A 22,520-nucleotide genomic window follows, 5' to 3' on the forward strand; every position below is an offset into this window, starting at 1 on the left:
TTGTACCGGGCGCTTAACGCAGCCACAGTCGGACAAACGTGGATAGCGGGATCGCGCACTCGTCAAAAGCGCGGAATCTCCGGGTGCGGCAAAAGCCCGCCGCGAATGTGCATCTTCCCGTATTCGGCGCAGCGCGCGCGCGTGGGAATGCCCTTGTCGGGATTGAGCAGGCCGGGCGGATCGAACGCGCGCTTGACCGCGTGAAAGGCGTCGCGCTCCTCGGGCGAGAACTGCACGCACATCGAATTGATCTTCTCGATGCCCACGCCGTGTTCGCCCGTCACCGTGCCGCCCAGTTCCACGCAGGTTTCGAGGATATCGCTGCCGAACGCCTCCGCGCGATGCCATTCGTCGAGATCGTTGCCATTGAAGAGAATGAGCGGGTGCATGTTGCCGTCGCCCGCATGGAACACGTTGATGCAGCGAAGCGCGTACTTCTGTTCCATCTCTTCGATCCGCTTGAGCAGCGGCCCGATGGAGCGGCGCGGCACCGTGCCGTCCATGCAGTAATAGTCGGGCGACATGCGGCCGGCGGCGGGAAAGGCGTTCTTGCGGCCCGACCAGAACTTGAGCCGCTCGCTTTCCGTGCGCGAAATCTGGATGCGCGATGCGCCGAACTCGCGCAGCACCGCCGTCATGCGGACGATTTCCTCGGCGACTTCGTCGTGCGTGCCATCGGATTCGCACAGCAGGATGGCGGCGGCGTCCAGGTCGTAGCCAGCGTTGACGAATTGCTCGACGGCGCGCGTCGCGGGCTTGTCCATCATTTCGAGGCCGGCCGGGATGATGCCTGCCGCGATGATCGCCGCGACCGCGTTGCCGCCTTTGACCACGTCGTCGAAACTCGCCATGATGACTTGCGCCGTCTGCGGCTTCGGGATCAGCTTGACGGTGATCTCGGTGACGATGGCGAACATGCCTTCGCTGCCGATCAGCACGGCGAGCAGATCGAGGCCGGGCGCGTCGGGTCCGAGCGAGCCGAATTCGACGGCATCGCCGTCCATGGTGACGGCGCGCACGCGCAGCACGTTATGCACGGTAAGGCCGTATTTCAGGCAATGCACGCCGCCCGAATTTTCGGAGACGTTGCCGCCGATAGTGCACGCGATCTGCGACGAAGGGTCCGGCGCGTAGTAGAGCCCGTAAGGGGCGGCGGCCTCCGATATGGCGAGATTGCGCACGCCCGGCTGAACCGTCGCGGTGCGCGCGTACGGATCGACTTCGATGATCTTGCGAAAGCGCGCAAGCGACAACACGATGCCATGACGGATCGGCATCGCGCCGCCCGAGAGCCCCGTGCCCGCGCCGCGCGGCACGATCGGCACGTCGAGGCGCGCGCAGATCTGCACGACGCGCTGCACCTGCGCTTCGGTTTCCGGCAATGCGACCGCAAGCGGCAGACGGCGATACGCCGCGAGACCGTCGCACTCGTATGGCGCCGTGTCTTCCTCGCGAAACAGGAGGCAATGCGTGGGCAGCACGGCCATCAGCGCCTGCACGACATCGCGCTGACGCGCCGCGAGTTGTTCCTCGGAGAACCGCGGCGCGTCCGCATGCGGCAGATTCGGCGAAGTGTCGGTCACGAGTGCGGTCTTGAGCTCGTCGGGTGCGTTCATGTCTCCTCCGGGCGCTCGGCGGCGCTTCGTTCGGTTTGATCGACGCAGATGCTCTTCGTCGACGAATGATTGGGTTACCGCGGTCCATCTTGCCCGCTTGCGGCGACAGCGTCCATTGCCGTCGCCGTGTGCGCAAAATGAAGCGCAAACCGCGCGATTACTGCTCGAACGCGAAGATCTTGCCCGGATTCATGAGGTTTTTCGGGTCGAGCGCGTGTTTGATCGAGCGCATCACGGCGATGGCGTCCTCGCCGTGCTCCTCGATCATGAAGCCCATCTTGTGCAAGCCGACGCCGTGTTCGCCCGTGCAGGTGCCGCCGACCATCAGCGCGCGTTCGACGATGCGGTGATTCAGCCGTTCGGCTTCCGCTAGTTCCTCGGGCTTGGCCGGATCGAGCAGCATGGCGACGTGGAAGTTGCCGTCGCCGACATGGCCGACGATTGGGCAGGGAAGCGGCGAATCCACCAGGTCTTTTTCCGTTTCCTCGACGCATTCCGCGAGACGCGAGATCGGCACGCAGACATCCGTGGTGACGGCGCGGCAGCCGGGTTTCAGTTGCAGCATCGCGAAGTAGGCGTTGTGGCGCGCGTTCCAAAGACGGCTGCGGTCTTCGGGACGGGTCGCCCATTCGAAACCGGTGCCGGCGTTCTCGGCGGCGATGTCCTGCACCGTTTGTGCTTGCTCCTTGACGCCCGCTTCCGTGCCGTGAAATTCGAAGAACAGCGTCGGCGATTCGGCGAGCGTCAGATTCGAATGACGATTGATTGCGCGCACGGCGAGCGAATCGACGAATTCGACGCGCGCAATCGGCACGCCCATCTGAATGGTTTCGATGACGGCGCGTACCGCATCGCCCATCGACGGGAAAGCGCAGATGGCGGCGGAAATGGCTTCGGGCTGCGGATAAAGCCGCACGGTGATTTCGGTGATGACGCCGAGCGTGCCTTCCGAGCCGACGAAAAGACGCGTCAGGTCGTATCCCGCCGACGATTTGCGCGCGCGCGTGCCGGTTTTGATGACTCGGCCATCGGCGGTAACCACCGTGAGGCCGAGCACGTTTTCGCGCATCGTGCCGTAGCGCACGGCGTTGGTGCCGGAAGCGCGCGTTGCCGACATGCCGCCGATGCTCGCGTCCGCGCCGGGATCGATCGGGAAGAAGAGGCCGGTGTCTTTCAGCGCTTCGTTCAGTTGCTTGCGCGAAATGCCGGGTTCGACGGTGACCGTGAGGTCTTCGGCGTTGATCGAGATGACGTTTTTCATCTCCGACAAGTCGATGGAAACGCCGCCTTGCACTGCCAGCAGATGCCCTTCGAGCGACGAGCCGTTGCCGTAAGGGATGATCGGCGTGTCGTGTTCGGCGCAAAGTCTGACGATGGCCTGCACGTCATCTGTGCTGCGCGCGAAGACGACGGCGTCGGGCAGTTGCGGGTCGAACGGGGATTCGTCGCGGCCGTGGTGCTCGCGCACCGCCTGGGCGGTGGAGACACGCTCCGCGAATCTTGAGCGCAGCGCATCGAGCAGGGCGGCGGGGAACGGGCGGCGGAAGGCGGTTCGTGCGGCTTCGGCGGGGTGGTTCACGGTGTCTCCGGGGCAGCTTGGGCGCTGCGATTGTTCGGTCGATTTTCGCGGCGGATTCGTCGCGTGTTGCTTACTCGTGCCACTAAACGCTTCAGGCGACGGATCGAGCACGTTGCGTTTTGCGCGCCGGTGCTTAATCGTCGCGCTCGTTGGGCTGCCGCGCTCGGCGTGGTCGAGTGCTTGCTTCACGACTTCCATCTCATTTTACGCCGATGAGATGGAGGGCGGCAGGCGGGTAAAACCGTGGGACCGCGTGCCTATAATGGGTCGGAGTTTCGGCGCGGTTCAAAGCGTGAACGCGCGTTTCGAGCGATGAATCAACGAGCAAGGAGAAAACGATGGGCAACCGTCTGAGCAAGATCGCCACCCGTACCGGCGACGATGGCACCACTGGGCTCGGCGACGGCCGTCGCGTTTCCAAGGACGATGCGCGGATTGCCGCAATCGGCGATGTCGATGAATTGAATTCGACTTTGGGCGTATTGCTATGCGAACCGCTGCCAACGGACGTGCGCGATGCGTTGACGACGATTCAGCACGATCTCTTCGATTTAGGCGGCGAGTTATCGATTCCCGGGCATTCGATGATCGAGGAATCGCATTTGGCGCAGCTCGATGACTGGCTCGCGGAATACAACGGGACGTTGCCGCCGTTGGCTGAATTCATTCTGCCTGGCGGATCGAGAGCGGCGGCAGTGGCGCATGTGGCGCGGACGGTATGCCGAAGAGCGGAGCGGTCGATCGTGGCGCTGGGGAAAATCGATGAAGCCGGAGTAAATGAAGCGCCGAGGCGGTATGTCAATCGGCTGTCGGATTTGCTTTTTGTACTGGCGCGGGTTTTGAATCGCGCGGATGGCCAGAACGATATTTTGTGGAAGCATCAGCGCGACGCGGCAACTGATTAACCGTGAACGAATAGACAGCGGCCGCTGAATTAGCGGCCGCTGTCTATATCTTAATTACCGCCGCCTCGCGCAATGCGCCGCTGCTTAACCGACGCTGCCAATCCTTCGAGTACAGTCACGCTCTCATCCCAGCCGATGCAAGCATCCGTCACGCTTTGTCCGTAAGTCAGCTCGCATCCCGGCTTGAGGTCTTGCCGGCCGCCAACCAGATGCGATTCAATCATCACGCCGATAATTCGCTCATCGCCGGAAGCGAGTTGCTTGCCAATATCCTCGCAAACCGGAATCTGATTCTCGTGTTTCTTCGAGCTATTCGCGTGACTGGCATCGATCATCAAGCGCGCCGCTAATCCCGCCTTGCCGATATCGCTGCAAGCCGCATCGACACTAGCGGCATCGAAATTCGGCGATTTACCGCCGCGTAAAATGATATGGCAATCCTCGTTGCCGGCGGTGGAAACGATCGCCGAATGTCCGCCCTTCGTGACCGACAGGAAATGATGCGGCTGCGAAGCGGCCTTGATAGCATCGACGGCAATCTTGACGTTTCCATCCGTGCCATTTTTAAAGCCCACCGGACAAGACAATCCCGATGCAAGCTCACGGTGAACCTGAGATTCGGTAGTCCGCGCCCCAATCGCGCCCCACGAAATCAGGTCCGCAATGTACTGCGGACTAATCATATCCAGATACTCGGTGCCGGCCGGCAAACCAAGCTCGTTGATATGCATGAGCAATTCTCGCGCAGCCCGCAATCCATCATTGATCTTGAAGCTGTTATCCATGTACGGATCGTTGATCAGCCCCTTCCAGCCCACCGTGGTACGCGGCTTTTCGAAGTACACGCGCATCACGATTTCCAATTCGCCCGCGAAGCGCTTACGCTGCTCGATCAGTCGTCCCGCATATTCCATCGCCGCCTTGGGATCGTGAATGGAGCACGGTCCGACGATCACGATCAAGCGATCATCCATTCCGTGCAGTATGCGATGCATCGACTTGCGCGCGTTGTAGATCAGTTCCGACACGGGTTCGGCGCAAGGGAATTCGCGGATTAGATGCGCGGGAGGCGTCAGTTCTTTCAGCTCACGAATGCGGACATCGTCGGTATTGTGCGGGGGCATTTCTTTTCTCCTGCGTCTCTTTCAATCAAAACCAACGTGTGAAGGGCGAAAAAAAACCGCCAGACTCGCTGGCGGTTTTTCGGGAATTTGGTTTTGCGTACTTACCGTACTTGCAACGACCCCTCTCCATCCGCCAGCGGCTTGAGATGCCAAAAGAAATAAAAATAAAACTTGGCGGTCATGGCTTAAGAGAGAAAAGTCTGTCGCAAAAAATCAGGTAGCTGCTTTTATAACCGCAAACACGCGGCGCTGGCAAGCCTTCCAATCGAAGAACGCGGGATTCCCGCATCGCCGGCCCGTGCAATCGCAAACCCAGCCCGAAGCGACGCGGAAAGCCCGCATCGAAAACATTAAACCGTGCCGCCCACCGTCATTTTTTCGATGCGCAACGTCGGTTGCCCAACGCCCACCGGCACGCTCTGGCCTTCCTTGCCGCACACGCCGACGCCCGTATCCAGCGACATGTCGTTACCGATCATCGTCACGTATTTGAGCGATTCCGGTCCGCTGCCGATCAAGGTCGCGCCCTTCACCGGATACGTGATCTTGCCGTCCTCGATCATGTACGCCTCGGACGCCGAAAACACGAACTTGCCGTTGGTGATATCTACCTGACCGCCGCCGAAATTCACCGCGTACAAGCCTTTCTTCACCGAAGCCAGAATCTCCTTCGGGTCCTTGTCGCCGTTGAGCATGTACGTGTTGGTCATGCGCGGCATCGGCAGGGCGGCGTAGGATTCGCGGCGCGCGTTGCCCGTTACGGGCATCTTCATCAAACGCGCGTTGAGCGAATCCTGAATGTAGCCCTTGAGAATGCCGTCCTCGATCAGCGTCGTGCACTGCGTCGGATTGCCTTCGTCGTCGATGTTGAGCGAGCCGCGCCGATTCGGCAGCGTGCCGTCATCGACCACGGTCACGCCCTTCGCCGCGACCTGTTCGCCGATACGACCCGCGAACGCCGACGATCCCTTACGGTTGAAGTCGCCTTCCAGCCCGTGCCCGATCGCTTCGTGCAAGAGCACGCCCGGCCAGCCCGGCCCGAGCACGACGGTCATGGCGCCTGCGGGAGCCGGACGCGCTTCCAGGTTCACCAGCGCCGCGTGCACCGCGTCGTCGACGTAGCGGTTCAGGATGTCGTCGGTGAAATAGCCGTAGTCGAAGCGTCCGCCACCGCCGCCCGTGCCGATCTCGCGGCGTCCGTTTTGCTCGGCGATCACCGTGACCGATACGCGCACGAGCGGTCGCACGTCGGCGGCGAGCGCGCCGTCGCTGCGCGCCACCAGCACGACGTCGTATTCACCGGCGAGCCCGGCCATGACTTGCGTGATGCGCGGATCGCGGCCGCGCGCCATCTGCTCGACGCGCTCCAGCAGCTTCACCTTCGCGTCAGAATCGAGCGAATGCAGCGGATCGGCGGGCAAATACAGATCGCGCCCCGACACGCCCGTGAGCGTGCTCGCCGACTTGATTTTGTGCTTGCCGCCGCCCGCCTTGGCGATCGCGCGTGTTGCGTGCGCCGCCTGGCGAATCGATTCGGGCGAGAGATCGTCGGAATAGGCGAAAGCCGTGCGCTCGCCCGAAACGGCGCGCACGCCGACGCCCTGATCGATGCTGAAGCTGCCCGATTTGACGATGCCTTCTTCCAGACTCCACGCTTCGCTGCGCGTGGACTGGAAATAGAGGTCGGCGTAATCGACGCGATGCGTGAAAATTTCCGCAAGCGTACGCGTGATAAGCCCCTCGTCGAGGCCATACGGCGTAAGCAAAACGTCCTTCGCCGTGACCAGATTCCTAATGCCGGGTTCGATGATGTTCATGCGGTGCCTGTTGCGAGTTCGGTGATATTTCAGACCATTCTAATGGCTGACGGGGTTCGGTCATGTGCGGAGAAAAAATCGCGCTTTCAAGACCGTCGGAAAACCTATTTTCAAGATACTTGGCGCGCGCGTCTCAGCCGATCACGCGATGCCGATACGCCGGCAAGCTCTGTCGCACTGACGCGATGCGCGCCGGATCGATCTGGCCGGCCACGACGCCCGCGCCTTCGTCGCGCACGTCGATGATTTCGCCCCAAGGGTCGATCAGGATGCTGTGGCCGAAAGTGCGCCGGCCGTTTTCATGTTTGCCGCCTTGTGCCGCGGCGAGGACGTAGCACTGGTTTTCAATGGCGCGGGCGCGTAGCAAGATTTCCCAATGTGCCTTGCCGGTCGTGTAGGTGAACGCGGAGGGGACGACCATCAACGCGCAGTCGCCCATTTTTCGATACAGCTCCGGGAATCGCAGGTCGTAGCACACCGAAAGGCCGACTCGTCCGAATGGCGCGTCAAAAGTCCGCACTTCACTGCCGGGGCAGATGGTGCGCGCTTCGTCGAACGATTCCTCGCCTTTCTCGAAATTGAAGAGGTGAATCTTGTCGTAGCGCCCAACCTGCTTGCCGGCGGGGTCGAACACGAGCGTGGTGTTCAGCACGCGATCCGGCTCCGCCGACTGCAACGGCAAAGTCCCGCCGATCACCCACACGCGATGCTCGCGCGCTGCATCGGACAAGAATTGCTGGATCGGACCCGCGCCCGGCGTCTCGCGAATGGCGAGTTTGTCGGTGTCCTTGAAGCCCATGTAGCAGAAGTATTCGGGCAGGAGCACGAGTTGGGCGCCTTCACGCGCGGCTTCCGCGATCAGCCGGCCGGCCTCGGTCAGGTTGCGATCGCGGTCCGGCGCGCTGACCATCTGCAGCGCGGCGACGCGGAAAGTCGCGCTTTCGCTCGATTTATCGTTCATATTTTTGTGCGCGTTTGCCAAAAAAGGTGACGAAAATAGGGCGGAACCGTGCCGCCTTCACGGAGCGACTGCTGGTACGGCAGCAGGGACAGCGGCGGCGGCAGGTGTTTCGATCTTACCCTGATCGCCCCGCAGGCGCTGAACGACGGGTTTGGACCAGGGACCGGTGATCGAATAGTCGAGTTCGAACGCCTTCTGAATGGACTTCGACAATGCGAGATCGGCGGCCAGCGCGCCCAGACCGAGCAGCGGATTGATGACCGCCGCGCCGATTGCGACCGCGCCCGCGCCGACGGTCGGTATGACCTTAACGTGCAAATCCTGCGTGCGTTGCGGCAGGTCGACGAGCCCTTGCATCTGCACGCGCGCGGGCGATGTGATCATCACCAGATCGTCCGTCCTCGCGATGCCCTGTTCGATATGCGCGTCGCCCGTGACTTTCTCGAACGGCAGTCCCTTGCCGACGACATCCTGAAAATGCAGCGTGAGCAGATTCGCAAGGCTGCGCAAGCTGAAGATGCCGAGCCATTTCGCGGCGCCGGGCGCGCGCAGAATTTGGCCGTGACGCAAATCGACAGCGACGTTGCCATCGAGCGAATTTGGATCGACTGTCGTCGGGCCGCCGTTCCACGCCGCGTGACCGGACACCGTGCCCGCGCCGTGATTGACCGTGCGCGGCAGACCGAAGCGGTCGATCAACTGACCGGCGTCGTCCACGTCGAGCTTGAAGTCGAGTGCCGTGCGGCGCGGAAGGGTGTCGTCGTTCGCGGGTTTCACAGCGGTCGAGACCACGCCGCCCGGCAGCGTGCGCCACGTCGCGTTTGCGGTGAGCGTGGCGTCGGGGTTCGCGAGTTCGAGCTTGTCGAGCGTCCAGACGGGTTGATCGGCGACGACTTCGTTATGCGCATCGACCTGAAGCCGGCCGAGATCGTGCTCGCGATATACGAGCTCGTTCACGATGAGATCGATCGCGGGCATGTTGCGCGGCGGCTTGCTCACGATGCGTTCGTCCGGCGCGTTCGTCGCCGCTATCTTCTCGGGAATGACCACTTTGTCGAGGCGCGCCTGCAATGCGCCCGGATTTCCCTTGAGCGCGCCCGGCGTGAACGCGAGCGTGCCCGTCACCTGATTCGACGCCACGTTCGCCTGCCATTTGCGATTCGCCGGCTCTTCGTTCGCGCCGATCCGCACGTTGTCCCAGCGGCGGTCGAGCAGCTTGAGCGTGGTGAAGTGGATGTCGGCACGCGTCGGGATGAACTGCCTGACCATATCGTTCATCGGTGGCGAGGCGGGCGCGGCTGTATCGTCCACGGGTAAAGCGCTCGCGGATGCGTTGATATCGGCGATGAATTTGCGCCACGCGTCGGCATCGAGCGTGTCCATATCGACGGATGCCGACACGCCTTCGGCGGGCAACGCCGCCGGCTTGTTCACGGCGATGGCGCCGCGCGCAACCTTCAGCCGGGCGCGCATGTTCATCGGCTCGGCGGGGTTCTGCGGATCGACCGTGACCTGCGCGCGGCCGATTTGCTGCAGCGAGTAATGCGCCTGCACGGGCCCGAACGTGAGTTGCGCGTCATGCAGATCCGAAGGCCCGCCAGGCGCGGGCTGAAAGGTGAACGCGAACGGCATGGGCGTGCCCTTTGCCTTGCCGAACGGCGCGGGCAGATCGAAGCCGATGCCCGTCAGATCCGAACTCGCCTGCACGACGGGCAACGCGTTCTTCACGCCATGCACGTGCGCCTGATACGGCGCGGAACCGTCGATGCGCTTCAGGAACTGCGCGACCTGCGGCGTGATGCGCGTGTTCAGACGCTGTGCCGCGTCCGCGCCGATGCGCCCGTTCACATCGAACGTGTAGCTGCCGTCCGGTTGCACGCCGCCTTTCGCGCGCACGTCGCCGCCGAGCAGTTGCGCGTTCAGTCCGTCGAGCGTCACGGTCTTCGCCGCGAAATTCGCCTTGCCGCGAAGATGTTCGAGCGGCGGCAGATTGCCATAAGCGACTTCGTTGTCCGCGAACGTGAGCGAGCCTTTGTATTCGGTGCGAAGCGGCGGCGCGGGCGGCGGCGGCCGGAATCGCGGAATGCCGAGCGTAAGCGCGAGCGCGGCATCGCCTTTAGCTTGCAGCTTGCGCGTGGCGTGCTTGGCCATCAGGCCGAGCGAACTGTCGTCGACATACTGAAGCATGTCCGAGAGCGGTCCGCGTGCTTGCCCGTCAATCCACAGTTTCGATTCGCGGTCGCCGGTATCGTCGATTCGCCCGCTCAGATTCGATACCTTCACGCCACGATAATGTCCGCGCTCGACATCGAAGCGCAGTTTGTTTTGCGCGAGCTTGAACGTGCCGTCGATCCCGTCAAAACCCGGCCAGATGCTCGGCATGCCGTTGGCGAGTTTGCGCGGCGGGAACGGCGTCGGATCGAAACGGCCGCCGGTGAACGGCGCCTCGATGCGAAACACGCCCGCGTCCGGCGCCTTTGCATACGGGAACTTGGTGAGGTCGCCATGCACTTCGAGCACGCTGTTGCGCGCCACGCCCGCTTGCAGCGCATGCCCGAGATAGACGCGCACGCGTTCGTTGAGACTCGTCGGCAGATAGCGCACGAGCCTTGTGACCTGCATGTGCGCGATTTTCGCCTTGAGATCGAGATTGCCGCGCCCGTGGCCTTGATTCCAATATGAAGCGGTGACGTCGCCTTCGGCATCGGCGTTCTTCACACGCAGCGTGTCGAGGTGAATGGTGAATGCGCGGCGCAATTCGCCGGGCGCGATTTCATCGGCGACGGTCCAGGTTGCGTGGCCTTGCAGCGTATCGAAGGTCAGACGCGGATCATCGAACGCGCCGGGAATGGTGATGGCCGCATTTTTCGTATCGATGTCGATAGCGCCTTGCGCCTCGTTGGCATCGACATGACCCCACAGGTTTTCGATGCCCGGAATGCCCGCACGCGGATGGTTGTTCACGGTAAGTCCCGGCGGCGGTTCCTGCGCCTGCACGCTGATGCCCTGCAAGTCGGCCTTGAGCGTGAAGTGCAAGAGCTTGGCGTCGCCTTTTTCGTGCTGCTGCTTTACCTCTTCTTCATTGCGCGGCGCCGCGCGCTCCGTGTAGATCGAGTAGTTCGCAATCTGCCCGCGCGGATTGAAGCGCACGAGTTCGTTGAGCACGCGCGGCGGCACGGGCAGCGCCCGCACGAAGTCCGCGAGGATGCCGAGATCGACGTGATCGCCCGCGACGCGAAACATCAATCCCTTGCCAACCGATGCCGGCCGGTACGTGCCCGTGAGCGTATGCGCCGCCAGAAGACGCGCGACCGGCGTGCCGTCCGAGAGCGCGGGCTGACCGAGTTCGGCATGGATGTCGGACAGATTCAGCGTGTAGGCCGTGTCGTTCTTGTCGATGGTCCAGTCGAAGCGCGCAATCGGCAATTCGAGGCGCGGCTGGGTGGCGCGCACGCGCAGCGCGACGTTGCCGCCGTTCAGATCGCCGCCTGCCTTTTGCAACTGGCCGCGCGCGAAGTCCACCCAGATACGGTTTTCGACGCGGCCATCGTAGATCTGAAAAGGCAGCTTCACGTAGCGGCCGAGCGTCGGCAGGTCGAGCGGCCCGGTGGAAACGTAGAGACGTCCGGTCCAGTTCGCGGGCGCGCCCATCGCGGTGAACGGCTCGTGGCGAAAGTCCGCGCGCACATCGAGCGGGCCGTGCAGCACGTCGCCGTCGGCGGGTGCATCGAGTGCGAGCCGATGCCTCAAGCCGTCGTTGAGGATGGTCAGTTGCAGGCGCTTGAACGCCACCTCGGGCGCGTCGCGTTCGGCATCGCGCCAACGCAGCGTGCCGTCGCGCAGACGAATGCGGTCTTGTCCGAGCAGCCAGTTCGTGAACGCGCCAGAACCCGTGCGATGCGTGGGAACAGGCACGCCCGCCACGGTCAGTTCACCCTTGGCATTGCGCGCGACGATGACATCGGGACCATCGACGGTGAGATCGGCAAGCTTCGGCCGAAGATGCAGCAGCGAGCCCCACGCAATGCTCGCGCGCGCATGCGGCACCGCCACGCCGGGCGATCCGTCGGCGGCGTCGATACGCAGATTGTCGATCAGAAAGGTGGGTTGCGAACCCGCCATGACCGCCGTGATCCGGCCGATATGTAGCTGCGCGTGAATGCGCGAGGAGACGAGTTGCTCGATGCGCGGCCGGAACGAATCGACCTGCGGCAACACGATATAGCGCAACGCGAGATAGATGCCCGCAACCGCGAAGTACACCACGGCCGCGAACACGAGAACGATTTTGAAGACGCGTGAAAGCACGCGCTCGGCGTTGCCGCTGGGCTGGGCTTGTCCAACTTCGGTCGGGTCGACGGATCGTCTGCTGTCGGACATGCTGCGGCTAGTCGGCGATATGGTAGTTTTGCGTGTTTGACGCTGCAATGTAACACAGGGAAAAGCGGGCAAGGCTTGGCCGCGCCGCTCTGGAAAAGTCTCTCGGAGCCGCTTCGGACAAGCCTCGCGGACCATCGGTTCAAACCGCTTCGCTGCCCGTGTACGATCAGCATCTGTACCAAGCAACGAGCGAGCCTACCCTTTCATGACCGACGCGACACTCCTCAGTTCCAGCTATTCCAACTACGCGTCGCGCGCTTATTCGGCGCGTCCGGAACTAGCCTCCGATGTCGCCCAATGGGCAAGGACGCCGATCACGCGGCAATGGATCGAAGCGCGCCTCGATGCTCATTGCGTGCCGTGCGTCGAGACCGGCACGCTCGATGAAGCCGCGCTCAAGACGGCGTTGCGCCGCTTGCGCATGGAGGTTTTCTGCACGGCGATGGAGCGCGATCTAGCGGGCACGGCGGATGTCGCCGAAGTCACCGGCGCAATGACGGATCTCGCGGAAGTAACGATCCAGCGCGCCATCGCGGTACTCGCGGCCGACCTCGAAGCGCTCTTCGGCGAGCCGCGCTCACCCGAAGGCGAACGGCTTACGCTCGGCGTCGTCGGCATGGGCAAGCTTGGCGGGCGCGAACTGAACGCGTCGTCGGATATCGATCTGATCTTCGTTTATGAAGACGATGGCGAAACCGCCGGCGGCAAGCGCTCGCCGCTCTCGGTGCAGGAATTCTTCACACGGCTCGGGCGGCGCGTGATCGGCGCGCTCGCGGAGATGACGCAAGACGGCTACGTGTTTCGCGTCGACATGCGGTTGCGTCCCAACGGCGATTCGGGTCCGCTCGTGTGCAGTCTCGGCATGCTCGAAGAGTATTTCTATGTGCAAGGGCGGGAATGGGAACGCTACGCGTGGATCAAGGGGCGCGTCGTCTCGGAGACGAAGAGCGATGCCGCGCGCCGTCTCGTCAAACAACTCGAAGCCATTGCGACGCCGTTCATCTATCGGCGATACCTCGACTACGGCGTGATCGCCGCGATTCGCTCGCTGCATCTGCAGATTCGGCAGGAAGCGCGGCGGCGCGCGTCCATGCGCCCCGACAAGGCCGACGACATCAAGCTCGGACGCGGCGGTATCCGCGAGATCGAGTTCAGCGCGCAGGTTTTCCAGTTGATTCGCGGCGGACAGGCGGCGGATTTTCGCATTCGTCCGACGCTCAAGGTGCTCGAACGCGCCGCCGCGCACGGGCTGATCGCGCAGAACGTGTGCGACTCGCTCACCGACGCGTATCTGTTTCTGCGCACGGTGGAGCATCGGCTGCAGTATCGCAACGACGCGCAGACGCATGCCATGCCGGTTGCCGACGACGAGCGCGCGTTGCTCGCGTCATCGCTCGGATTTGCGAACTACGCCGCGTTGATGGACAAGCTCGATGCACATCGCGAATTCGTCGAACAACAGTTCGATGCCATCTTCGCCGACAAGATCGGCGGTGAAAACGGCTGCGGCGTGTCGGACGATTCGGCTGCATCGTGGATCTGGAGCAGCGCGCTCGCCGACGATTCCGCGCAGGAAGAACTCGCCGGCCGTCTGTCCGAACTCGGCTTCGCGGACCCGGCGCCGGTGCTCGCGCGTCTAACGGGCGTGTGGAACTCCACGCGTTACGCGAGCCTGAACGAGCACAGCCGCGAGCGCTTCGACGTGGTCGCGCAGCGCGCGCTCGAAGTCGTGCAGTCGATCGATGCCGCGCGTCGCGGCGATGTGATCGCGCGGCTTTTCGACTTGCTCGAAGCCATCGGCAAACGCGGCGCGTATCTCGCGCTTCTGACTGAATATCCGGCGGCGCTCGAACGCGTGCTGTCCGTGTTGTCCGGCTCGCGCTGGGCGGCGGGTTATCTCATTCGCCATCCGCAATTGCTGGACGAATTGCTCGATGACGAAGCCATTGCCAGCCCCTTCGACTGGGACGGGTTCAAGCGTTCGCTGCTCGCCCGGCTTGCGGCAGCGGAGGACGCGGAGCATCAGATGGACTTGCTGCGTCACGCGCATCAGGCCGAAGTGTTCCGCATCCTGCTGATCGATCTGGCGGGACATCTGTCGGTGGAACATGTGAGCGACCGTCTGTCCGAACTCGCCGATGCCGTGCTCGACGTAACCGTGCAGACGGTTTGGCGGCAGTTTCCGAAGCGGCATCGCGATACGCCGCGCTTCTCCGTCATCGCGTATGGAAAGCTCGGCGGCAAGGAACTGGGTTATGCGTCCGATCTCGATCTGATCTTTCTCTACGACGATCCCGACGATTCGAACGACAGCGCCGCCGACATTTACGCGATGTTCGCGCGCCGTCTCATCACGTGGCTCACGGCGGCGACCGGCGCGGGCACGCTGTTCGATGTGGACTTGCGTCTACGGCCGAACGGCGAATCGGGTTTGCTGGTGACGAGTCTGGAGTCGTTTCGCCGCTATCAGATTCGTGAAGGCGATGCCGCGAATACCGCGTGGGTCTGGGAGCATCAGGCGCTTTCGCGCGCTCGCTACAGCGCCGCCGACGCCGAGATCGGCGCGCAATTCGAAGCCATTCGCGCGGACGTGCTGGTGATGGAGCGCGATGCGGCATTGCTTGCCCGCGAGATCGTCGCGATGCGCGAGCGTGTGGCGGCGGGGCATCCCAATCGCAGCGAATTGTTCGATCTGAAGCACGATCGCGGCGGGATGGTGGATATCGAGTTCATCGTGCAGTACTGGGTGTTGCTGCACTCGCGCGAGCATCGCGAGTTCGTGCGCAATGCGGGCAATATCACCTTGCTCAAGATCGCGGCGCAGAGCGGGTTGATCAGCGCGGACGAAGCGGAAACGATTGGCGCGGTGTACCGGCACTACCGCAAGCTGCAGCACACGCTGCGGCTCGATGGAATGGAGAAGGCGCGCGTCGCGCCGGATGCGGTAAAGGGCGAAAGGGAAGCGGTGACGGCGTTGTGGAGACGCGTGTTTTCGATTGCCGAGTAAGGTGGAAGGCGGCGCAGCGTTTTTGCGCCGCCTCGTTCGCCCGCGCCTCAAGCCGCGAGCATCTCCTTTGCATGCTTGCGTGTCGTCGCCGTGATTTCGATTCCTCCAAGCATCCGCGCCACTTCTTCGATGCGTTTCGACTTGTCAAGCGGCGTCACCGTGCTGACCGTGCCGCCGGCATCGTCGGAAGTTTTCGCCACCTGGAAATGCTGATCGCCGCGCGCCGCGACTTGCGGCAAGTGCGTGACGCACAGCACTTGCCGGTCGCGTCCGAGTTGATGCAAGAGCCGTCCGACCACTTCCGCCACGCCGCCGCCAATGCCCGTATCCACTTCGTCGAAGATCAGCGTGGGCGTCGGGCTCGCGGTGCTCGCGATCACGGCGAGCGCGAGGCTGATGCGCGCGAGTTCGCCGCCCGATGCGACCTTCGCGAGCGGCCGTAACGCGACGCCAGCGTGGCCCGCTACGCGAAACTCGATCTGTTCCAGCCCGTTTGCGCCGCCTTCCGCGAGCGGCACGAGCGCGACTTCGAAGCTGCCGCCCGCCATCGACAATTCCTGCATGCCTTCGGTGACTGCCTTCGACAAAGTCTTGGCCGCTTTCGCGCGCGCCTTCGACAGCGCTTTTGCATCCGCGAGATAAGCGTCCTTCGCTTTCTCGGCGACGGCGTTGAGCGCGTCGAGGTCCGCGGCGGCATCGAGTTCCGCTAGCTGGCTGCGGCGCGCTTCATGTTCCTCGGGCAGCGCTTCGGGCTGAAGGCGGAACTTGCGCGCCGTCGAGTGAAGCTGATCCATGCGACGCTCGACCTGCGCGAGCCGGTCAGGATCGAGTTCGAGGCGCTGCGCGTAGTGCGAAAGTGAGTACGACGCTTCCTGCAACTGAATCTCGGCGGGTTCGAGCGAGGCGAGCACGTCGCTCAACGCGGGATCGATATCGGCCAGATCGCGCAGCTTCGTGATGATGGCTGCGAGTTGGGAAATCATGGCTTCGTCGGATTCGGACAATGCGGACAGCGCGCTTTGCACGCCGTCGATGAGACTTGCCGAGTGCGAGAGCCGATGATGCTCCGCGCTCACTTCCTCCCATTCGCCCGGCTGCGGCGCGAGCTTATCGAACTCGCTCAACTGCCATGCGAGACGCTCGCGTTCCAGTTGCAGTTCGCGGTCGCGGCTTTGCGCGGCTTCTACGGCCTGCTGGGCCTCGCGATACGCACGCCACGCGCGATTCACGGTGCTCGCTGTGTCGACGAGACCGGCGTGCGTGTCGAACAGTTCGCGTTGCGCGTCGGGGCGCATCAGCAATTGATGCGCGTGCTGGCCGTGGATGTCGACGAGCATTTCGCCCACTTCGCGCAGTTGCGTGAGCGTGGCCGGCGTGCCGTTGATGAACGCGCGCGAGCGGCCGCCGGAATCGATCACGCGGCGCAGCATGACGGTGTCGCTGTCTTGCGAGAGCGCGTGCTCGTCCAGCCAGCGCGCCACTTGCGCGTGCGTGGTGAATTCAGCGGTGATGTCGGCGCGCGCTTCGCTCGTGCGCACGACGCTCGCGTCGGCGCGGGCGCCGAGCGTGAGCGCAAGGGCGTCGATCAAGATGGATTTGCCTGCGCCGGTTTCACCCGAAAAAACCGTGAAGCCGGAGTCGAACTCGATATCCAGCGCGGCAACGATGACGAAGTCCCGAATGGAGAGATGACGGAGCATGGACGCTTGGAAAGGGCGTGGTGAGCGCTTCAGAGGGCGGAGTCTTGCGAGGGATGCTCGTTCCAGTGCAGCTTTTTGCGCAGCGTGGCGTACGTGCTGTAGCCGACCGGATGCAGCACCGGCACCGTGTGCCGTGAGCGCCGCACTTCGATGGCGTCGTTCAGCTCGACGGCCGTGAACGACTGCATGTCGAAGTTCACGTTGACATCGCGCCCGCCGATGAACTGAATGGTCACCTTGGAGTCGTCGGGCAGCACGATCGGACGGTTCGAGAGCGAATGCGGCGCGATCGGCACGAGCACGAAGCCCTGCAACTGCGGATGAAGAATCGGCCCCGCCGACGAAAGCGCGTAGGCGGTCGAGCCGGTGGGCGTCGCGACGATCAGACCATCCGAGCGCTGGTTGTACATGAAGTGGCCATCCACCGACACGCGCAGTTCCGCCATGCCTGAAAAGCCGCTGCGATTGACCACGACATCGTTGAAGGCGAGCGCGTGATAGATGGGCTTGTCGTTGCGCACGATACGCGCTTCGAGCAGGCTGCGTTCCTCGCGCTCGAACTGTCCGGCGAGCATCTGCGGCACGATCTCGCGCATCTCGGTGAGCGGGATGTCCGTGATGAAGCCGAGCCGCCCGTGATTCACGCCGATGAGCGGCGTCTTGTACGGCGCAAGTTGGCGGCCCACGCCGAGCATGGTGCCGTCGCCGCCCAGCACGACCGCCACGTCCGCGCGCGCGCCGATTTCGGCGACCGAGAGCGCCGGGTAATCGGTCACGCCGACATCCTTCGCGGTGCCGGCCTCGAACACGACCTCGAAACCCTGCTTCGAGATCAGCTCCGCGAGCAGGCGCAGCGGCGTCTCGATGCCGGGCGTATTGGTGCGCCCGATGAGCGCGACAGTCTTGAATTGGCCAATTTCCATGCCGGCATTACACCATAGGTGGAAGGCGAAAAGAACCGTGCGCGAAGGGTGGCTGCGACGCCACCCGATCACGCCGGGGCACGCCCGTTGTTTATCGCTAGAATGGAGCGGACATTGAATCGCTCGACAAGCGATTCATCGCGGCGGGTACGTTCGCCGCGCCACGACACGTTAGGCTAAAATTTCCCCATGCTAGACCCACGTGCACAAACCCTCCTCAAAACGCTGATCGAGCGCTACATCGCCGAAGGTCAGCCGGTCGGTTCGCGCACGTTATCACGGCATTCCGGCCTGGAGCTGAGTCCCGCGACCATTCGCAACGTGATGTCGGACCTGGAAGACCTCGGTCTCGTCGTCAGCCCGCACACGTCGGCGGGACGCATTCCCACGCCGCGCGGCTATCGGCTCTTCGTCGACACCATGCTCACCGTGGAAGCGCCGCAAGACGAAGCCATGACCACCGCCGTCAAGACGCGCCTGCAAGGCGAGGAGCCGCAGAAGATCGTCGCGGCGGCGGCGAGCGTGCTGTCGAGTCTCTCGTCGTTCGCGGGCGTGATCCTCACGCCGCGCCGCAGTCACATGTTCAAGCAGATCGAATTCATGCGGCTGTCGGACAAGCGCATTCTGCTTATCATCGTGACGCCCGAAGGCGACGTGCAGAACCGCATGATGGCGACGCAGCGCGACTATTCGCCGTCGCAGCTCACGGAAGCCTCCAACTACATCAACGCGCATTTCGCGGGCCTGTCCTTCGACGAAGTGCGTCTGCGGCTGCGTCAGGAAATCGACGAATTGCGCGGCGACATGACCGCGCTCATGCAGGCGGCCGTGGTCGCGAGCACCGCCGAAACCGATCCGGGCGAGACCGTGCTGATTTCCGGCGAGCGCAATCTGCTCGAAGTGGCGGACCTTTCGTCCGACATGGCGCGGCTGCGCAAGCTGTTCGATTTGTTCGACCAAAAGACGAGCCTCCTGCAATTGCTGGATGTTTCGAGTCACGCGCAGGGCGTGCAGATTTTCATCGGCGGGGAATCTAATCTGGTGCCGATCGAGGAAATGAGCGTCGTGACCGCGCCGTATGAAGTCAACGGCAAGATCGTCGGCACGCTCGGCGTGATCGGACCCACGCGCATGGCCTACAACCGCGTGATTCCCATCGTCGATATCACCGCACGCCTGTTGTCCATGTCGCTCAGTTCTCAATAGCTTTTCCTTCAGCCCATCATGCCGGCCCGCGCGCCGCGCCGCCACTAGGCCGTTCGGCCAATGATGCGGCGTGAAACGCGCCGCTATAATGGGTTTCACCTTTCGACCACTTCCGGCCGCCTTGCCCTATGCGTTTCGATCTCGAGTTGCCTTCGCAGCCTAGCGCTTCGCATCGTGTCGCGGTGCTGCTGATCAATCTCGGCACGCCGGACGCGCCCACGCCGCGTGCCGTGCGCAAGTATCTGGCGCAGTTCCTCTCCGATCCGCGCGTGGTCGAGATTCCCTCCTTGCTCTGGCAGATCATTCTGCGGTTGATCATCCTGCCGTTTCGCGGGCGCGCGTCGGCAAAGAAATATGCGCAGGTCTGGATGGCGGAAGGCTCGCCCTTGCGTGTCTATACGGAGAAGCAGGTCGAGGGCTTGCGGCGCCTCTTTGCGGCAAACGACTATCACGTGCTCGTCGACTACGCGATGCGCTACGGCACGCCGGGCATCGGCGTCATGCTCAATCAGCTCAAGCTCGAAGGCGCCGAGCGCATTCTCCTGGTGCCGATGTATCCGCAGTACTCGTCTTCGACCACCGCGACCGCTTTCGACGACGCCTTTACCGCGCTCAAGCGCGTGCGCAATCAGCCCGAGATTCGCACCATTCGTCATTACGCGGATCATCCGGCGTATATCTCCGCGCTTGCAGAGCAGGTGCGCGATTACTGGCGTCATCACGGCGTGCCGGATTTTGCCGCCGGCGACAAGCTCGTGCTGAGTTTTCACGGCGTCCCCAAGCGAACCATGGATCTCGGCGATCCGTATCACGACCAGTGTCAGTTGACGGGCTCGCTGCTCGCCTCCGCGTTGGGGCTCACGCCGGTGGAATGCCGCGTCACGTTCCAGTCGCGCTTCGGCCGCGCGGAATGGCTGCAGCCATACACCGCGCCGACGCTCGCGGAACTCGGCGCGGCGGGTGTTGCGCGCGTGGACGTTTTTTGTCCGGGCTTCACGGCGGATTGTCTTGAGACGATCGAGGAAATCGGCATCGAGGTGCGCGACGAATTTCTGCACGCAGGCGGCAAGCAGTTTCACCGCATTCCTTGCCTGAATGCATCGCCGGCGTGGATCAAGGCGCTGGGAGAAATCGCGGCGCAGAATCTGCAAGGCTGGCCGGTGCAGGCCGTGCAGCCATTGACGGTTGCCGCCTGAACGAACGGTTATTCATGAACTACACGATTTCGACGGAACCGGGCGCGCGTCTGCGCATCGACAAATGGCTTTGGGCAGCGCGCTTCTTCAAGACGCGTTCGCTCGCGAGCGACGCGGTGGAAAAAGGCCGCGTGAAGATCGGCGGGGCGAACGTGAAGCCGTCGAAGGACGTGCGCGTCGGCGATCTCGTCGAGATCGATATCGAGCGGATCGTCTGGCAAGTGGAAGTAAAGGGCGTGTGCGACGTGCGCGGACCGGCAAGCGTGGCCCAGACGCTTTACGCGGAAACGGAAGAGGGCCGAGTGAAGCGGTTAGCCGAAGCCGAGCGGCGCAAGACGTTTCGCGAGCCGGCTGCCGGAATTCAGGGCAGGCCGACGAAGCGCGACCGGCGCATTATCGACAAACTGGCAGGTTCGGATTGAAGTAGTTTTCGATGGTCGCATGAACGCCGCCGTACTCGGTGTTACGGGCGGTGACAGCGCCGGACATACATATGGTGGTCGTTCCCGCAACCAGTACCAGAGCGACCACCGCGATAGCAAAGGTCAGTTTCATGGTACCCCCGGTGAGCGGGATAACCGGTTGCGAAAACCGGAAGGAAACGGGCAAGGGCTTGAGCGGTTACTGCATTCGTAGGATTAGGGTTAACGTGTTCCTGCGACGCATGTTCGAAGTGTAGGCGAACAACGCAATCGCCTCAATCTGATTTTTGCGTACTGCGACGAAACGCCCATTACGAAGTGTTTCCCGCAGTCAAATGTGGCGAATTTGCACTTAACGCGTCACGCAGCCGACATGCGTGGCCCGCCGTTGTCCGATGTTTGAAGCGCACGCGAAAAAAGCTAAATTTCGTCCGAAAAATCGCTTCTGGAGCCTTGAAAATCCCTCGGATGCCCCAAATTCCGCCGCTAGTGCGAAAAAGCCTGGCCTGGTTCTCGGCGGTAAGAGGACTCCCGGCCGATCGCATCCATTTCACTCACAGCAATACATTCAGCGACATGGAAAACACGCAAGAGAATCCAGCGAGCCAGAACCCCACGCCCGCAGACGAAACCGCGCGCCAGGCCGCCGACCCGACCCAAGCCGGCGCAACCGGAGCGCCGACGGGCGCCGATGCGCCGCAAGTCGCGCCGGACGCGAACGAAGCCGCGCTGGCCGAAGCGCAGGCGAAGATCGCCGCGCTCCAGGAAGAGTTCCTGCGCGCCAAGGCGGAAACGGAAAACGTGCGTCGCCGCGGTCAGGACGATGTGCAGAAGGCGCACAAGTTCGCCATCGAAAGCTTTGCCGAACATCTGCTGCCGGTACTCGACAGTCTCGAAGCCGCGCTTGCCGATCAATCGTCCGATCTCGTCAAGGTGCGGGAAGGCGTCGAACTCACGCTGCGTCAACTGACCGCCGCGCTGGAAAAGGGGCGCGTCACCGCGCTGAATCCGGTGGGCGAGAAGTTTGACCCGCATCGTCACCAGGCTATTTCCATGGTGCCGGCCGAGCAGGAAGCGAATACCGTCGTGTCCGTGCTGCAAAAGGGCTACGTGATTTCGGATCGCGTGCTGCGTCCGGCTCTCGTCACCGTCGCCGCACCGAAGTAACGCGCCGCGAGAACGCCATGGCCGCCTCGGAGAATCGCGTTCCCGTCGATGCCACCGCGTTTTCGGTCTTCGCCATGCAGGAGCTGGACGCCCCCGGTTTCGACGCCGGGCTGGCTTCGGCGGGCGATGATCTGGCCGTCGTGTTCTTCTGGGGCGTCGACTGCTTCAACTGCGAAATCGCCAAAAAAGCGATGCTCGCGAAGCCCGATGAAATTCGCGCGCTCGGACTGAAGTGGTTTCACAGCAATGTCTACGAGCATCGGGAACTGGGACGGCGCTTTTTGCTGCATGGCGTGCCGACGTGGTTTTTCTTTCATCGCGGCAAGCGTCTCGGGCGCGCCACCGGCTGGCATGGTCTCGCGCAATTCGAAGCGGCGGTCGCGGCGGCGCGGGAAAAGATCCGCGGCAAGGCTTCCGAATGAAAAAAGATATAGACCGCATCGCTTTCAGGGTCTTGAAAACGAAGTCCGCGTTCTTATCTTGCGTACAGGTATGAATATTTGGGCGTTCGGCCCGG

At 62.8% G+C, this 22,520-nt stretch carries 15 protein-coding genes; 7 read left to right on the top strand and 8 right to left on the bottom strand.

The annotated features are described in order from the left end of the window. Positions 1-62 precede the first annotated feature (62 nt). Both NCR98_RS02055 and NCR98_RS02060 read right to left on the bottom strand, forming a co-directional pair. On the bottom strand, positions 63-1,616 hold the full coding sequence (locus NCR98_RS02055; protein WP_244827031.1) for an FAD-linked oxidase C-terminal domain-containing protein: 1,554 nt from the start codon (positions 1,614-1,616) through the stop codon (positions 63-65). A gap of 157 nt (positions 1,617-1,773) precedes the next feature. Beyond that, complete coding sequence (locus NCR98_RS02060; RefSeq protein WP_250491797.1) at positions 1,774-3,195, bottom strand: FAD-binding oxidoreductase; 1,422 nt, start codon at positions 3,193-3,195, stop codon at positions 1,774-1,776. Between the two features lie 338 nt (positions 3,196-3,533). Between NCR98_RS02060 and NCR98_RS02065 the strand changes: the two genes are divergently transcribed. Beyond that, the gene (locus tag NCR98_RS02065; RefSeq protein WP_250525392.1) at positions 3,534-4,100 is read left to right on the top strand and encodes a cob(I)yrinic acid a,c-diamide adenosyltransferase; all 567 of its coding nucleotides are present in this window, start codon (positions 3,534-3,536) and stop codon (positions 4,098-4,100) included. Between the two features lie 50 nt (positions 4,101-4,150). Here NCR98_RS02065 and aroG read toward each other — a convergent pair whose 3' ends face one another. The 4 genes from aroG to NCR98_RS02085 form a co-directional block, all read right to left on the bottom strand. Next, a complete protein-coding gene (gene aroG / locus NCR98_RS02070) occupies positions 4,151-5,224 on the bottom strand; it encodes a 3-deoxy-7-phosphoheptulonate synthase AroG (protein WP_250463084.1) in 1,074 nt (357 codons plus the stop codon). 350 nt (positions 5,225-5,574) lie between these two features. Further along, positions 5,575-7,041, bottom strand: coding sequence for a metalloprotease TldD (gene tldD, locus NCR98_RS02075; RefSeq protein WP_244827035.1), 1,467 nt, complete (start codon positions 7,039-7,041; stop codon positions 5,575-5,577). Positions 7,042-7,174: 133 nt separating this feature from the next. Then, positions 7,175-8,002 carry a carbon-nitrogen hydrolase family protein gene (locus NCR98_RS02080; protein WP_250525393.1) on the bottom strand — a complete coding sequence of 276 codons (828 nt, stop codon included), beginning with the start codon at positions 8,000-8,002 and terminating at the stop codon, positions 7,175-7,177. A gap of 57 nt (positions 8,003-8,059) precedes the next feature. Beyond that, complete coding sequence (locus NCR98_RS02085; protein ID WP_250525394.1) at positions 8,060-12,382, bottom strand: YhdP family protein; 4,323 nt, start codon at positions 12,380-12,382, stop codon at positions 8,060-8,062. A 205-nt stretch (positions 12,383-12,587) separates the two neighbouring features. On the opposite strand from NCR98_RS02085, the gene glnE reads away from it, so the two are divergent. After that, complete coding sequence (gene glnE / locus NCR98_RS02090; protein WP_250525395.1) at positions 12,588-15,389, top strand: bifunctional [glutamate--ammonia ligase]-adenylyl-L-tyrosine phosphorylase/[glutamate--ammonia-ligase] adenylyltransferase; 2,802 nt, start codon at positions 12,588-12,590, stop codon at positions 15,387-15,389. A gap of 47 nt (positions 15,390-15,436) precedes the next feature. Here glnE and recN read toward each other — a convergent pair whose 3' ends face one another. Both recN and NCR98_RS02100 read right to left on the bottom strand, forming a co-directional pair. Continuing rightward, complete coding sequence (recN, locus tag NCR98_RS02095; RefSeq protein ID WP_250525396.1) at positions 15,437-17,089, bottom strand: DNA repair protein RecN; 1,653 nt, start codon at positions 17,087-17,089, stop codon at positions 15,437-15,439. A gap of 29 nt (positions 17,090-17,118) precedes the next feature. Beyond that, on the bottom strand, positions 17,119-18,012 hold the full coding sequence (locus tag NCR98_RS02100; RefSeq protein ID WP_244827040.1) for an NAD kinase: 894 nt from the start codon (positions 18,010-18,012) through the stop codon (positions 17,119-17,121). A gap of 189 nt (positions 18,013-18,201) precedes the next feature. On the opposite strand from NCR98_RS02100, the gene hrcA reads away from it, so the two are divergent. From hrcA to NCR98_RS02125, 5 genes are all read left to right on the top strand, one after another. After that, complete coding sequence (gene hrcA, locus NCR98_RS02105; RefSeq protein WP_244827041.1) at positions 18,202-19,218, top strand: heat-inducible transcriptional repressor HrcA; 1,017 nt, start codon at positions 18,202-18,204, stop codon at positions 19,216-19,218. A gap of 128 nt (positions 19,219-19,346) precedes the next feature. Further along, complete coding sequence (gene hemH, locus NCR98_RS02110; protein ID WP_244827042.1) at positions 19,347-20,414, top strand: ferrochelatase; 1,068 nt, start codon at positions 19,347-19,349, stop codon at positions 20,412-20,414. A gap of 14 nt (positions 20,415-20,428) precedes the next feature. Continuing rightward, on the top strand, positions 20,429-20,836 hold the full coding sequence (locus tag NCR98_RS02115; RefSeq protein WP_244827043.1) for an RNA-binding S4 domain-containing protein: 408 nt from the start codon (positions 20,429-20,431) through the stop codon (positions 20,834-20,836). 576 nt (positions 20,837-21,412) lie between these two features. Continuing rightward, on the top strand, positions 21,413-22,003 hold the full coding sequence (gene grpE / locus NCR98_RS02120; RefSeq protein ID WP_244827044.1) for a nucleotide exchange factor GrpE: 591 nt from the start codon (positions 21,413-21,415) through the stop codon (positions 22,001-22,003). A gap of 17 nt (positions 22,004-22,020) precedes the next feature. Beyond that, positions 22,021-22,425, top strand: a complete 405-nt coding sequence (locus tag NCR98_RS02125; RefSeq protein ID WP_250491803.1) for a thioredoxin family protein — start codon at positions 22,021-22,023, stop codon at positions 22,423-22,425. The last annotated feature ends 95 nt before the right edge of the window (positions 22,426-22,520 follow it).

Origin of the sequence: Caballeronia sp. GAWG2-1, assembly GCF_023631405.1 — a bacterium.
Classification (GTDB): Bacteria; Pseudomonadota; Gammaproteobacteria; order Burkholderiales; family Burkholderiaceae; genus Caballeronia.